Annotated in this window: 15 protein-coding genes; 13 read left to right on the top strand and 2 right to left on the bottom strand. The window is 59.2% G+C overall.

The genetic code is table 11. The features are described from left to right. Window positions 1-152 precede the first annotated feature (152 nt). From AB9K34_RS16875 to AB9K34_RS16860, 4 genes are all read left to right on the top strand, one after another. Entirely contained in the window at window positions 153-1,115 is a 963-nt protein-coding gene (locus tag AB9K34_RS16875) for an ABC transporter substrate-binding protein (RefSeq protein ID WP_369955601.1), read from the top strand. A gap of 72 nt (window positions 1,116-1,187) precedes the next feature. Further along, window positions 1,188-2,213 (top strand): ABC transporter permease, encoded by a 1,026-nt coding sequence (locus AB9K34_RS16870; RefSeq protein WP_369955600.1) that lies wholly within the window; start codon window positions 1,188-1,190, stop codon window positions 2,211-2,213. 6 nt (window positions 2,214-2,219) lie between these two features. Beyond that, the gene (locus AB9K34_RS16865; protein ID WP_369955599.1) at window positions 2,220-3,284 is read left to right on the top strand and encodes a glycine betaine/L-proline ABC transporter ATP-binding protein; all 1,065 of its coding nucleotides are present in this window, start codon (window positions 2,220-2,222) and stop codon (window positions 3,282-3,284) included. A 341-nt stretch (window positions 3,285-3,625) separates the two neighbouring features. Further along, on the top strand, window positions 3,626-4,138 hold the full coding sequence (locus AB9K34_RS16860; RefSeq protein WP_369955598.1) for a flavin reductase family protein: 513 nt from the start codon (window positions 3,626-3,628) through the stop codon (window positions 4,136-4,138). Here AB9K34_RS16860 and AB9K34_RS16855 read toward each other — a convergent pair. Next, entirely contained in the window at window positions 4,128-5,162 is a 1,035-nt protein-coding gene (locus tag AB9K34_RS16855) for an FAD:protein FMN transferase (RefSeq protein ID WP_369955597.1), read from the bottom strand. The genes AB9K34_RS16860 and AB9K34_RS16855 overlap by 11 nt on opposite strands. A 220-nt stretch (window positions 5,163-5,382) precedes the next feature. Here AB9K34_RS16855 and AB9K34_RS16850 point away from each other — a divergent pair, with 220 nt between their 5' ends. The 8 genes from AB9K34_RS16850 to nqrM all read left to right on the top strand — a co-directional run bounded on the left by AB9K34_RS16850 (window position 5,383) and on the right by nqrM (window position 12,144). Continuing rightward, the gene (locus AB9K34_RS16850; RefSeq protein WP_369955596.1) at window positions 5,383-5,907 is read left to right on the top strand and encodes a CBS domain-containing protein; all 525 of its coding nucleotides are present in this window, start codon (window positions 5,383-5,385) and stop codon (window positions 5,905-5,907) included. A gap of 120 nt (window positions 5,908-6,027) precedes the next feature. Beyond that, window positions 6,028-7,413, top strand: a complete 1,386-nt coding sequence (locus AB9K34_RS16845) for a Na(+)-translocating NADH-quinone reductase subunit A (RefSeq protein ID WP_369955595.1) — start codon at window positions 6,028-6,030, stop codon at window positions 7,411-7,413. 2 nt (window positions 7,414-7,415) lie between these two features. Beyond that, window positions 7,416-8,624, top strand: coding sequence for an NADH:ubiquinone reductase (Na(+)-transporting) subunit B (locus AB9K34_RS16840; protein WP_369955594.1), 1,209 nt, complete (start codon window positions 7,416-7,418; stop codon window positions 8,622-8,624). Next, window positions 8,617-9,411, top strand: coding sequence for a Na(+)-translocating NADH-quinone reductase subunit C (locus AB9K34_RS16835; RefSeq protein WP_369955593.1), 795 nt, complete (start codon window positions 8,617-8,619; stop codon window positions 9,409-9,411). Before AB9K34_RS16840 ends, AB9K34_RS16835 begins: the two co-directional genes overlap by 8 nt. Then, window positions 9,404-10,060 carry an NADH:ubiquinone reductase (Na(+)-transporting) subunit D gene (locus AB9K34_RS16830; protein WP_369955592.1) on the top strand — a complete coding sequence of 219 codons (657 nt, stop codon included), beginning with the start codon at window positions 9,404-9,406 and terminating at the stop codon, window positions 10,058-10,060. Before AB9K34_RS16835 ends, AB9K34_RS16830 begins: the two co-directional genes overlap by 8 nt. A gap of 2 nt (window positions 10,061-10,062) precedes the next feature. Continuing rightward, window positions 10,063-10,671, top strand: a complete 609-nt coding sequence (gene nqrE, locus AB9K34_RS16825) for an NADH:ubiquinone reductase (Na(+)-transporting) subunit E (protein WP_369955591.1) — start codon at window positions 10,063-10,065, stop codon at window positions 10,669-10,671. A gap of 10 nt (window positions 10,672-10,681) precedes the next feature. Continuing rightward, entirely contained in the window at window positions 10,682-11,908 is a 1,227-nt protein-coding gene (gene nqrF, locus AB9K34_RS16820) for an NADH:ubiquinone reductase (Na(+)-transporting) subunit F (protein ID WP_369955590.1), read from the top strand. 29 nt (window positions 11,909-11,937) lie between these two features. Beyond that, window positions 11,938-12,144: a (Na+)-NQR maturation NqrM gene (gene nqrM, locus AB9K34_RS16815; RefSeq protein ID WP_369955589.1), complete on the top strand. Its 207-nt coding sequence runs from the start codon at window positions 11,938-11,940 to the stop codon at window positions 12,142-12,144. 65 nt (window positions 12,145-12,209) lie between these two features. Here nqrM and AB9K34_RS16810 read toward each other — a convergent pair whose 3' ends face one another. Continuing rightward, window positions 12,210-12,680, bottom strand: a complete 471-nt coding sequence (locus AB9K34_RS16810; protein ID WP_369955588.1) for an Lrp/AsnC family transcriptional regulator — start codon at window positions 12,678-12,680, stop codon at window positions 12,210-12,212. Window positions 12,681-12,886: 206 nt separating this feature from the next. Here AB9K34_RS16810 and AB9K34_RS16805 point away from each other — a divergent pair, with 206 nt between their 5' ends. Further along, a complete protein-coding gene (locus tag AB9K34_RS16805; protein WP_369955587.1) occupies window positions 12,887-13,951 on the top strand; it encodes a Glu/Leu/Phe/Val dehydrogenase in 1,065 nt (354 codons plus the stop codon). The last annotated feature ends 249 nt before the right edge of the window (window positions 13,952-14,200 follow it).

The raw sequence follows: 14,200 nt of genomic DNA, 5'->3' as shown, positions 1-14,200 counted from the left end.
AAGGCCACCTTAGTCGCAAAAATTATAACTATAAATCTCAATAAATCGTACAAATTCAAATCCGGTCAGTGCCGAGCGGAAAACATGGAAGCGTTACTCACCACGACCGGCCGCTCGGAAATTCGGCCCGGCGCAGTTTAAGAGGAGCGATCATGAAAAGAGTGTTGCTGGCATCTGCATGTGTCCTGGGTCTTGTCGCCCCGGCCGTCGCGGAAGAATGTGGTGAAGTCACGATTACCCAGATGGACTGGGCCTCGGCGAATGTGGTCACGTCGGTCGCCAAATTTCTGATGGAGCAGGGTTATGGATGCGCGGTCACCATGGTTCCATCCTCGACGCCGACGGCGCTGACCTCGGTTGCGGAAACCGGCAAGCCTGACATTCTGACAGAATTGTGGATCAATACCGCGCCCGCCTATGCCAAGCTGGTCGAGGAAGGCAAGCTGGTCGAACTGGCTGATGTGTTGTCGGATGGCGGCATCGAAGGCTGGTGGGTGCCGCAATACGTGGTTGATGCCAACCCCGAGGCGGCAACGCTGGACGGAATCCTTGCCAATCCCGATCTGGTCGGACGACGGTTTGACAATTGCCCCGATGGCTGGGGCTGCCGGACGGTCAATGACAACATGAACCGCGTCATCGACATGGAAGGCGCCGGTATCGAGGTGTTCAATCACGGATCGGGCGAAACGCTGGCAACGGCTATTGCCTCGGCTTATGCGAACAAGGAGCCGTGGTTCGGGTTTTACTGGGCACCGACCGCAATTCTGGGAAAATATCCCATGGTACTTGTCGAGACGGCGGCCTATGACGCCGAGACGCATACCTGCAACAGCAGCAAGGAATGTGCCGAACCCGGTATCTCGGCCTATCCGCGCGCGGCGGTCAAGACCGCGGCGACAAGCAGCTTTCAGCAAAGAGAGCCGGAAATTGCCAAACTGATGTCCAACATCACTTTTACGAATGAACAGATGGGCGGCATCCTGGCCTGGATGGAAGACAACAACGCATCCGCCGAAGAAGGCGCCGTGTACTTTCTGACCAGCGACCCGGATATCTGGGCCGGCTGGCTCAGCGATAGCGCGAAGGACAAGCTGTCGGCCCTGCTGCAATAGGCCGAAGTCAGCATCGCCCCGGCCGGGAAAAGCCGCCGGGGCGCAGGCAATTTTCGCGCAGGAGACATGCGGGTGTCGAGCTACGACAGGATTTTTGACCGATTGGGATTGCGAGACTGGTGCGATGCCGAAGCATCAGATGCGCCCATGAGCATGGCGCAGTTGCTGGCCAAGAGCAGCGGGGGAGAGGAGGGCGATACGCTACCGTTCCCGTCGCTGGATACCCTTCACGAGGCGTGTGACGCGATCCCGCAGACTCGGGACATCACCCTCAGTGTCGAACAGGGCTTTCTTGCCATCAAGGACAGTCTGAAATTCGTGTTCGACCCGTTGACGCAACCGCTTTCATGGATGCTCGAGGCGGCGCTCTGGGCGTTTACCGCGACCCCGTGGTGGGTGTTAATCCCCTTGCTGGTCTGGGTGGCGTGGGTGGCCACGCGCAAGGTTGGCATCACGGTCTTCGTGGCTGCGGTCTTTGTTTTTTTCGGTTTGATCGATCATCTGGATGTGGCGCTCCAGACCCTGTCGATCATATTTGTCTGTACCGGGCTGAGCGTCCTGCTCGGGGTTCCGGTGGGGATCCTGATGTCGCGATCCGACCGGATGCAAAAAGTGATGCTGCCGATCCTCGACATGCTTCAGACCCTGCCCAGTTTCGTCTACCTGATTCCGCTGATCTTTCTTTTTTCCGTGACCGAGCCGAAACTCTACGGGATCGCGATCATCCTTTACGCCATCGTGCCGGTCATCCGCCTTACCGATCTTGGTATCCGGCTGGTGGACAAGGACGTGATCGAGGCCGCCTCCGCATTTGGCATGACCGACCGGCAAAAGCTCTTTGGTGTGCAATTGCCGCTGGCGCTTCCAAATATAATGGCGGGTGTAAACCAGACGATCATGATGAGCCTCGCCATGGTGGTCATCGCCTCGCTGGTGTCCGCGCCGGGGCTTGGTGTGCTGGTGCTGCGCGGCATCCGCAATCTTGAACTTGGTGTCGGTCTGGTGGCAGGCTTTGGCATCGTCCTGCTTGCGGTGATGCTGGACCGGTGTTCCAAAGCCGCGCTGCAACGTATCGATCCCACGCACGAGACGGACTAGATCGCGATGACAGCCCCCAAGATCCGCGTCAGGAACCTCTACAAGATCTTCGGTCCAGATCCGCAGCGCGTTTTGCCAAAGGTGCGCGACGGTGGGATCGGCAAAGCCGAACTGATGGAACGACATGGGCACGTACTGGGTTTGCGCGACATCTGCATCGATATGCAGGCGGGGCAGATTTCGGTTATCATGGGCTTGTCGGGGTCTGGAAAATCCACCCTGATCCGCCACCTCAACCGTCTCATCGAACCCACTGCGGGCGAGATTCTGATGGACGGTCAGGACGTCATGCAGCTCGATGAAGGGAGCCTGCGCCGGTTGCGCCGGCGTGCCATGTCGATGGTGTTTCAGAAATTTGCGCTGCTGCCGCACAACACGGTGCTGGAAAACACCGCCATGGCGCCGCGCATCCGTGGCGAGGCGCGCGAAACGCGCGAGGCCGAGGCCCGAAAATGGCTGGATCGCGTTGGTCTGTCGGGTTTCGAGGATCGCTACCCCCGGCAGTTGTCCGGCGGAATGCAGCAGCGGGTCGGGATCGCAAGGGCGCTGACTGCGGACACAGATATCATGCTGCTTGACGAAGCCTTCTCGGCGCTCGACCCGCTTATCCGCACCGACATGCAGGACCTGTTGCTCGAATTGCAGACCGAGTTGCACAAGACCATCGTCTTTATCACACACGATCTGGATGAAGCTCTCAAGCTGGCGGACCATCTCGTCATTCTCAAGGACGGGGCGGTCGTACAGCAGGGTGCGCCGCAACAGATCGTGATGCGCCCAGCCGACCCGTATATCGAAGCCTTCGTGGGCGACATCAACCGGGCGCGAGTTCTGCGGGCGGGCACGATTGCAACCACCGGCGAGCCGGCCGGAGCCGTGATTGGCGAGGTCGATTGGCACGATACGCTGGAAGACGTCATCCGTGTGGCCGAGGGGCGCAGCGACGCTACGGTCATGGTGTCACGCGATGGCAAGGCTGCGGGCAAGATCGAGACGCGTGATCTCCTGTCGGCGCTGATCCCTTATGCGTCAGGTCGTGGCGACGCGGCGCGCGCTGCTTCCGCGCGCTGAAGCAAGCCGCGCTTCAATTTCCGGGAGTGCGCGGATAACCATCCCCTCCGGTGGTCTGATGGGCCGTTACAAAATGCCGCGAGCAGTCTCGGCCATCGGACAAATGGGAAATGAGGCGACGCCGGAACATGGATCGTACTCCAACCGTGCGGTGCCTGATCTTGACGCGTTAACATGTTCTACCGTTGGAACCACTTTCGGGCAAAATGCGTTTCCCGGCCAATCGACACGCCAGGCTCGCGGCGTGCGCGATGCTTGCTCTGACCGCTTTCTATGATTAATGCACGTCACGAACCACGATAGGTGGCACTGCATCCGGGCCGAAATGGGGGGGGCGAGACGTGAAGAATGCGCCGGACGGCGGTCAGCCGTTTCAGGAACCGTCGCCGGCGCGGATGCGCGAGGCTCTCGGTGGGTTTGCCACCGGGGTTGCGGTGGTAACCTGCGGCGAGATTGGCAAAGATGCCTGCGCGGTCACCGTAAATTCCTTTACCTCGTTGTCGCTGGAACCACCGCTGATCCTGTTTTGCCTCGACAAGTCGGCCTTTCATCTCGGGCGTTTCCTGACCGCCGGATGCTTTGCCGTGAATGTTCTGAGCGATGCGCAGGTCGAGCTTTCAAACCGGTTTGCGCAGGAAACAATCGATGGATTGGAGGGGCTGAAAACTCGGACGCTCACCACGGGTTGCCCGGTGTTCCCGGAGGCATTGACTGCGCTGGATTGCCGAAAAGAGCGCGTACTCGACATGGGCGATCATCACATCCTGATCGGACGGGTCGAGGCGATTCGGCCGCTGATTGCGGCCGATCCGCTATTGTATTTCAACGGGCGTTACGCCGCGATCAGGCGCTGAGCAGACGCTCGAAGGCCGGCGAAGCGGAATCGGTAAAGGTGCCGTCGCGACCCGAGATCAGGAAGGCGGCGATATCGTGCTCGCGCGCAAAGCTCATTGCCTTCTCCGCCCCCATCACCAGCATTGCCGTCGACAGGGCGTCTGCCTGCGTTGTGCTGGTCGCGATGACGGTCGCCGAGGCCAGATCATGGGTCAGGGGGCGGCCGTTGCGCGGGTCGATGATATGCGCATAACGCTGGCTGTCGGCTTCGAAGAAGATACGGTAATTGCCGGATGACGCCAGCGCATGTCCGGACAGGCCGATCACCTGCTGGATGTCGCGCACGTTCGGGTTGGGCTTTTCGATGCCAAGCCGCCAGGCCCGGTCTTCGGGAGACATCCCGCGTGTGCGGATTTCGCCGCCGACTTCGACCAGGTAATGTTCGATGCCCTCGGAATCGAGCAGTTCGGCAACCTTGTCGACCCCATACCCCTTGGCAATTCCGGACAGGTCGAGCCGTGCCTGCGTGGTCTTGCCAAGCTCCTGGTTGGAAATGGAAATGTTCCGGTATCCCAGGTCGGACATCGCCGCCGCGATCTCGGCGTCCGCCGGGATGCCGGTGCGGGTGCCGCCGGGGCCGAACCCCCAGAGATCGACCAGCGGGCCGACCGTCGGGTCGAACGCACCATCCGTCATGTCGGCAACGGTCAGGGCCGCTTCGATCACCCGCGCGGTGTCGGGCGATACCGACCGGCGGCTGCCGGGGGCGTCAGCGTTGAACAGCGACAGTTCCGAGGTCGTCCGATAGGTCGACATCAGGCCTTCGACACCATCGAGGCTGGCCTGAATGCGTGATGCGAGGTCCTCTCCGTCGACCGCCTTGGGGGCACGGGCGACCTTGACGTTATAGGTCGTTCCCATGGTCTTGCCGCTGATGCTGTGTACACCATCGGCGCGGGTGTCGTCGCATCCGATCAGGCCGAGAAACGGTATCGTCAGCGCGATGCCGTTTGCGCCACGGATGAAGGCTCGCCGTGAAAGCATGGGTCAAAATCTCCAAAATTCTTCAGGTCGCGCCGCCATCGGGGGCGGGCATTTGTTCAGACTCTTCCCTAAAGCGTCTCGTGCTTGGTTTCCAGATGCAAACCACCTTTTTGCGTCGCGGCATGCTTGGTCGGAATGGCGCAGGGTGCGTGACGCTTCCGATTTGAATATTGTGAAATCCGGCAAACTATGCAGTCTGAATTGGGCAAGGAGGACGATCATGGCACCAACTTCTTATCAGGGCAGAATGGAAAAAGACGACAAGGATGCGCACACGCACTCGCAGACGGAGGAGTGGAGTCTCGGGGTCAACTCTCCGGGCATCAGGGTCGAGGACATCCTGCGTCACAAGGGCGACGACGTGCATTCGGTTACGCCGCACACGGCGGTGCGAGAAGCGGTCGGCAAGCTGACCCGAATGAGAATCGGAGCGCTGGTTGTGGTCAATTCCAAACTGGAGCCTGTCGGGATCGTGTCGGAACGCGACATCGTGCACATGATCGATGCGGGCAAGGACATCGATGGCGCTGTCGAAACCATCATGACACCCGATCCGATCACCTGCACACCCGACTATACCATCGAGGAAGTGATGAAAATCATGACGAACCGGGGCTTCCGTCACATGCCTGTTCAGAAAGATGGTCATCTTGTGGGGTTGGTTTCCGTGCGAGACGTCGTTAAGCACCGGCTTCAAGAAGTCGAATACGAGAACCTCAAGATCAAGCAAGCCATGGTAGGCTGACGCTCTGGCGGTACGCCTCTTTGTCTCATGTGATTCCGTGAGGTGATTCGCGACAAGGCACGTTAACTGCGCCCAGGAGCATGGCCGGGGCTGAAATGCGGATTGGAAAGCAAGACCGAAATGTCAAGCGCTGCACAAACCTCTGACAGAGGCAGGAATGTTGTACTCAGTCGCGGCTTGGACCTGCCGATCGATGGCGCGCCGCAAGGCGGTAGTATCGAGCCTGCGGTAAATGTCGCCTCTTGTGCGGTCGTTGCCGCCGATTTCGTGGGCCTCAAACCAAGGATGCTGGTTGAAGAGGGTGACAAGGTCGCGCTTGGCCAGCCGCTGTTCGAGGACAAGCGGTTTGACGGCGTTGTCTATACCGCCCCGGCGGCAGGGCAGGTCCGTGCCGTGAACCGGGGTGCCCGGCGGGTGCTGCAATCGGTGGTGATCCAGGTCGAGGACCGCGACGATGCGATCGAGTTTCAGTCGGTTGCGCCTGACGCGCTGGCCGGGCTCGTCCGTGACGAGGTCGTGCGCACCCTGCTGGCGTCGGGTCTCTGGACCAGCCTGCGCACGCGGCCCTATTCCAAGGTCCCCGATCCGACGACAACGCCCGCGGCCCTGTTCGTCACTGCGATGGATACCCGACCGCTGGCTGGCGATCCGGCAGCTGTAATCGGGGCGGCAGGCGAGGATTTCGCCAATGGCGTCGCGATCCTGTCGAAGCTGACCGAGGGTACGACCCATGTCGTCCATCAAACCGGTGCGCAATTGCCCGAGATCAGCGGCGACACCGTTTCGGTCAGCAGCTTCAGCGGGCCGCATCCGGCCGGCCTTGTGGGCACGCATATCCATTTCCTTGATCCCGTCGATGGCAACAAGACGGTCTGGCATATCGGGTATCAGGACGTCATCGCCGTGGGCGAGCTGTTTCGCACCGGGCGGCTGCCGACATCACGCGTGGTCGCGATTGCCGGCCCCGCGGCGGCGAATCCGCGTCTGGTGCGCACCCGTCGCGGAGCGTCTCTGGCCGAGCTGGTCCATAACGAGAGCAATTGCGACGACATGCGCGTAATCTCGGGCGATGTCCTGAGCGGCATGCATGCGCAGGGTGCGTTCAACTATCTCGGATCGTTCGACAACCAGGTTACGATGATGCCCGAGGGCAGGCACCGTGATTTCTTTGGATGGATCGTGCCGTCCTCCAAGAAGTTCGCCACCGCCAAGGTGCACCTGTCGAGCCTGCTCGGGCTGGACAAGATCAAGTTTCACACCAATCTCAACGGATCGCCGCGTGCGATGATCCCCATCGGTCTTTATGAAGAAGTGATGCCGATGGATATCCTTGCGACGCAGATGCTGCGCGCGATCCTTGTTTCGGATACCGACGTTGCCCAGCAGCTAGGGGTTCTTGAGCTGGACGAGGAAGATCTCGCGCTCTGTTCTTATGTCTGCATGAGCAAATACGAATACGGCTTGGCCCTCCGGGTCAATCTCGACAAAATCGAAGCGGAAGGCTGACAATGGGTTTGCGCAACATACTCGACTCGCTCGAGCCGCATTTCACCAAGGGCGGCAAGTACGAAAAATACTATGCCGTCTACGAAATGTTCGACACGATCTTCTACAGCCCCACGACCGTGACGAAATATGCGCCGCACGCGCGGGCGGCAATCGATCTGAAGCGGGTGATGACCTATGTGGTGATCGCGACGATTCCGGCGATCCTGTTCGGTCTCTACAATACAGGCTTTCAGGCCAACACCGCGCTTGCCAATCTGGGGCAGGACACCGCCGGAGGCTGGCGTGGATGGGTGCTTGAAACGCTCGGGATCGGCTATGATCCCGGCAATATCCTCGCCTGTTTCTTTCATGGCTTTCTTTACTTCGTACCGATCTATCTGACCACGCTGATCGTCGGCGGTATTGTCGAGGTGACCTTTGCCGTGATCCGTGGTCACGAGGTGAACGAGGGTTTCTTCGTCACGTCGATGCTCTATTCGCTGATCCTTCCCGCGACCATTCCGCTCTGGCAGGTCGCGGTGGGCATCATATTCGGTGTCGTGATCGGCAAGGAAGTGTTCGGCGGGACGGGCAAGAACCTGTTGAACCCGGCGCTGGTCGGTCGTGCTTTTCTCTATTTCGCCTATCCGGCCCAGATGTCGGGCGACTCGGTCTGGGTTCCCGTCGATGGGTATTCGGGTGCAACCGCGTTGAGTGTCAGCGCCAGCGACGGCTACCAGGCGCTGCCCGCGGTCGGGCTTGATTGGTGGACCGCTTTCTGGGGCTTCATGGATGGATCGATCGGGGAAACCTCGGCCTTTGCGATTCTGCTCGGCGGATTGTTCCTGCTTTATACGAGGATCGCCAATTATCGCCTGATTGCCGGTTGCCTGGTCGGGACCGTCCTGATGAGCAGCCTGTTCAACCTGATCGGCAGCGAAACCAACCCGATGTTCGCGATGCCGTTCTGGTGGCATATCGTTGTCGGCGGCTATATGTTCGGTCTGGTCTTCATGGTGACCGAGCCGGTTTCCGCCGCGATGACGAATGCCGGACGCTGGTGGTATGGCGGGCTGATCGGTGTCATGTGTGTTCTGATCCGGGTGGTGAACCCGGCTTTCCCAGAAGGCATGATGCTGGCCATCCTGTTCGGTAACGTCTTTGCTCCGCTCATCGACAATTTTGTCGTCAGTGCCAACATCCGGCGGAGGGCTCGTCGCAATGGCTGATAAGAAGTCGATCTTTTCGAACGATCATCCGTTCAAGATCATTTTCATGGCGGTGGCTCTGTGCCTCGTGGGGTCCGTGCTGGTTTCGGCGGCGGCCATCGGATTGCGGCCCCTGCAGGAAGCGAATGCCAAGCTGTCCAAGCAGACCAACATCCTGCAGGTGGCGGGGCTGTATAGCGACGGCACCGATGTCGGTGCGGTCTATAGCGACCGCATCGAACCGCGCGTTGTCGATCTGGCCAGCGGTGAATTCACCGACGCGGTCGATCCGGAAACCTATGACGAGCGGATTGCCGAGCGTGACCCCGAACTGAGCACCGCCCTGACCTCGGAAGAAGACCCTGCCCAGATCAAGCGGCGCGTGAAATACGCGACGATCTACCTGGTCAAGGACGAGGCGGAAGACGGCTTTGACACCATTATCCTGCCGGTGCACGGATATGGCCTGTGGTCCACGTTGTACGGGTTCGTGGCGCTCAAGCCCGATGGCAACGAGATTGTCGGTCTGCAATTCTATCAACATGCAGAAACGCCGGGCCTTGGCGGGGAAGTCGATAATCCGGCGTGGCGCGGGCAATGGCGGGGCAAAAAGCTTTATGACGACGATGGCGACGTTGCGATCGAGATCGTCAAATCCGGCGCTTCGGGTGACTATCAGGTCGACGGTCTGGCCGGTGCCACGCTGACCTCGCGCGGGGTTCACAACCTGGTCCGCTATTGGGTGGGCCAGGACGGGTTCGGCCCGTTCCTGAAGAACATGACAGAGGAGTTGTCAACCAATGGCTGACCGCAAGAAGCTCATCCTCGATCCGGTTCTCAACAATAACCCGGTGATCCTGCAAACGCTGGGCATCTGTTCGGCGCTCGCGGTCACATCATCGCTTCAGGTCTCGCTGGTGATGTGCATCGCGCTGACCACGGTAACCGCATTCTCGAACCTGTTCATCTCGATGATCAGGCACCATATTCCCGGCTCGATCCGGATCATCATCCAGATGGTGATCATCTCGTCGCTGGTGATCGTGGTCGACCAGGTGCTGCGCGCGTTCCTCCCGGATATCGCCAAGACGCTGTCGGTCTTTGTCGGACTGATCATCACCAACTGTATCGTGATGGGCCGTGCCGAAGCCTATGCGATGGCCAACCCGCCGTTGCCCAGTTTCCTTGACGGGATCGGCAACGGTCTGGGCTACAGTGCGATCCTGATCGGGGTCGCGATCATCCGCGAGCTGTTCGGCGCCGGCAAGTTGATGGGGATCGAGATTTTCCCGACCGTATCCAATGGCGGCTGGTACGTGCCCAACGGTCTGCTGCTGTTGCCGCCATCGGCGTTCTTCATCATCGGCGGTTTCATCTGGATCTTGCGTAGCTGGAAATCCGAACAGCGGGAACGTGTTGAAAACGTCATTCTCGACGTACAGGTGAGTGAGCACTGATCATGGAAGCCCTGCTTAGCCTCTTTATCAAGTCCATATTCATCGAGAATATGGCGCTGTCCTTTTTCCTGGGCATGTGTACCTTCCTTGCGGTTTCGAAAAAGATCACCACCGCCTTCGGGCTCGGCGTTGCCGTGGTTCTCGTGCAGTCGATCACGATTCCGGCCAACAACCTGATCCTGAACCTGTTTCTGAAACCCGGCGCGATGTCCTGGTTGGGCTTTGAAGAGACCGACCTGATGTTCCTCGGCCTGATCAGCTATATCGGCGTGATCGCGGCGATGGTCCAGATTCTGGAGATGCTTCTCGATAAGTTCTTTCCCGCGCTCTACAACGCGCTTGGCGTGTTCCTGCCTCTGATTACAGTGAACTGTGCCATCCTGGGCGGGTCGCTGTTCATGGTCGAGCGGGACTATAACTTTGCCGAGAGCGTGGTGTATGGCATCGGTTCAGGCACCGGCTGGGCACTGGCGATTGTCGCGCTCGCCGGGTTGCGGGAAAAGATGAAATACTCTGACGTGCCGGCGGGCCTGCGTGGTCTCGGGATCACCTTCATCACCGCCGGCCTGATGGCCATGGCGTTCATGTCGTTCTCCGGCGTTCAACTCTGAGGATCAACAAATGACCGATTTCTTCCTCGGTGTCGCGCTCTTTACCACGATTATCCTGGCGCTGGTGGCGATCATCCTGGCCGCCCGTTCGGTGCTGGTGTCGTCGGGCGCGGTGAATATCGAGATCAACGGCGAAAAGACGATTTCCGTTCCGGCCGGCGGCAAGCTGCTTGGCGCGCTGGCGGGTGAAAACCTGTTCGTCCCGTCCGCTTGTGGCGGCGGCGGCACCTGTGCGCAATGCCGCGTCAAGGTGCAGGAGGGCGGCGGCTCTATCCTGCCAACCGAGCTGAGCCATATCACCAAGCGAGAGGCGCGAGAGGGCGATCGCCTGTCCTGCCAGGTGGCTGTGAAACAGGACATGAAGATCCAGATTCCGGACGAGGTGTTCGGCGTCAAGAAATGGAAATGCAAGGTTCGCTCGAATGACAACGTGGCGACCTTCATCAAGAACCTCGTGCTGGAACTGCCGGAAGGCGAGAATGTCGATTTTCGCGCCGGTGGCTATATCCAGATCGAATGCCCGCCATACGAGATCGGCTTCAAGGAATTCGATGTCGCCGAGGAATATCGAGAAGACTGGGACAAGTTCGCGCTTTGGGACATTCACGCCAGCAATAACGAGCATGTCGAGCGTGCCTATTCGATGGCGAACTATCCCGAAGAACGCGGCGTGATCATGCTCAATGTGCGGATCGCGACACCGCCGCCCCATGCCGATCCGACCAAGGTGCCGCCGGGCAAGATGTCGACCTACATCTTCAACCTCAAGCCCGGCGACGAAGTCACGATTTCCGGACCCTATGGCGAGTTCTTTGCCCGCGACACCGACAAGGAGATGGTGTTTGTCGGCGGCGGCGCCGGCATGGCGCCGATGCGCAGCCACATCTTTGACCAGCTCAAGCGCCTGAGCACGGATCGCAAGATCACCTTCTGGTACGGGGCCCGCTCGAGGCGCGAAATGTTCTTTGTCGAGGATTTCGACCAGCTTGCTGCGGAGAACCCGAACTTTACCTGGCACGTGGCGCTGTCCGATCCGATGCCGGACGATGACTGGGACGGTTACACCGGGTTCATTCATAACGTCCTCTACGAACAGTATCTCAAGGATCACGCGTCGCCCGAAGAATGCGAGTATTACATGTGCGGGCCTCCGATCATGAACTCATCGGTGATCAACATGCTGCTCGATCTGGGTGTCGAACGCGAAGATATCATGCTGGACGACTTCGGCGGCTGATCCGCCGGAGCCCGAACGGGAGAGAAACCATGGAAACGGTTATTGTCGCCTTCGGTGTCTTCCTGCTGGTTGTCGTGGGAATGGCGGTCGGCGTCATCTTTCAGGGCAAGCGGATAACCGGAAGCTGCGGCGGGCTGGGTGCAATAGACGGGGTCGATCAATGCGGTGTCTGCGGTCGCAGTTTCGATGATGTCGACGTCGATGCCTGTGACGGCGTGCCCAAACTCCGGACCTGACTGCAAACACGGCTGGTCGGCGGATCGGTTTCTCGCCGATACCCGCCGATCACGTTACCTGCCGGTCATGGGGTGTCCGGGACAAACCCCGGTTCATTCTTGAAGCACTTCAGCGAGAACGAAGATCGTGAGCTCCTGATTCCCTTGATGCGATAGAGCTTCTTGTTGAGAAAATTCTCAAATCCGCGCGTGCCGTCGACGGCCACCTTTATAAAACAATCGAACTCGCCCGACGTCAGATGCACCTCCAGCACCTCGGGTATCTGGCTGAGTTCTTCGCAGAGCTCGGATATGCGTGAAACCTGTTCGTGGGTAGCGGCGATTTCCACCAGGACAATATCGGAATAGCCCAGCATCGCGTGATTGATCACGGCGTTGTAGCCGGTGATATAGCCGTCGCGTTGCAGCCTCTGAACCCGTTGCCAGCATTGGCTCGTCGACAGCGCCACGATTTCCGACAAGCGGGTGTTGGGCAGGTTTCCCTCGCTCTGCAAGGCGCGAAGGATTCGAATATCTGTAGTATCCAGCGGTTTCACGAAAAATCCTTTTGGATGCGCGGTAATACTCAAATATTTATCCTATTCTGCCGCGCCTTCAGCACGAATTCAAACATTCATTCTGAAACAGTGCGGTTAGAATTGTCTGAATTCGATCGAAAACCTCGACTTGGGCACCCCCTTGCAACGACGTTTGTTCGCGGTGTGCCGGAACAGATTCGTGCTTGCCATAGGAGGGGCAAAACATGACTGAAGCCGCAACGAAACACAGCTTGTCCATTCGCGATCTCACGCCCGGCGAGGGTTATGCACGCCTCGTCGAGGCACGGGACGAACAGACCGGCCTGCATGCGCTGGTTTCCATTCATTCCCTGCAGCGCGGGCCGGCCGCAGGGGGCTGCCGGATGTTCAATTATGCCAGAGTCGAAGACGCGATTTATGATGTCGAACGTCTGTCGCGCGGTATGACCTACAAGAATGCTGCGGCGGAGCTCCCTCTGGGTGGCGGCAAGTCGGTGATCATCGGTGATCCCAAAACGCTCAAGACGCCGCAACTGATGCGGGCTTTTGGCGCGTTTATCGACAGTCTGGCCGGTGACTACTACACTGCCGAGGATGTCGGTGTATCCACGCAGGACATGGCCCATGTTGCCGAAAGCACCGCCTATGTCGCCGGGCTGGATGGCGGAGATTATGCCAGCGGCGATCCGTCTCCGGTTACGGCACGGGGTGTGTTCCTGTGTGTCAGGCAAACTCTGGAGCATGGCCTTGGCTCCGACGATCTGACTGGCAAGGTCGTGGCGATCCAGGGGCTCGGTCATGTGGGCATGAGTCTTGCCGGCATGCTCTATGGCGCGGGTGCCAGGCTGATTGTCAGTGATATCAATGAAGAAGCCGTGCGGCATGCAGAGAAGGAATTCGGCGCGACCGTGGTCGCCCCCGACGCGATCCTGCACCAGGACGCCGACATATTCGCACCCTGTGCCATGGGCGGGGTGCTGACGCCTGATGCGATCGACGCTCTGAAGGTCCGGTTTGTCGTTGGCGCCGCCAATAACCAACTGGCCGACGACACATGTGGTCAGAGATTGCAGGACAAGGGCATCCTTTACGCGCCCGACTACATCGTCAATGGCGGCGGAATCGTCAACGTGGCAATGGAAATCCTCAAGATCTCCGACCCCACCTATCGTGAAAGCCGGATCTCCGGATTGGCGACGACGCTAAAACAGGTTTTCTCGCGCGCGGACGAGACCGGCGAACCCCCGCATGTCGTCGCGGACAGGCTGATCGAGCGCCGCCTGGCGTGACGGGAGGATAGGGCGCCGGCACGACTCGGCAACGCCGGTCGGAGCACCGGGACCACCTCGGCTGAAACTCGCATCTCATACAACCCGGCCCTCACAGGCCGGGTTGTTTTGTTTTTGCGAGTGTTGGGTTGAGTGATTCTGTTGATTGATTTGGATTGAGTTGTGTTTTTTTGGGGTTGTTGTGGCAGATTTGGTGTTTTGTTTTGTTTTGTTTGAGGGGGATTCGGTTTGTGTTTTGTGTTTTGGGTG

The organism is Sedimentitalea sp. XS_ASV28, assembly GCF_041224545.1.
In the GTDB taxonomy this organism is placed as follows: domain Bacteria; phylum Pseudomonadota; class Alphaproteobacteria; order Rhodobacterales; family Rhodobacteraceae; genus Sedimentitalea.
The sequence above is the reverse complement of the archived record's forward strand: the minus strand, read 5'-3'. Positions and strand labels throughout refer to the sequence as shown.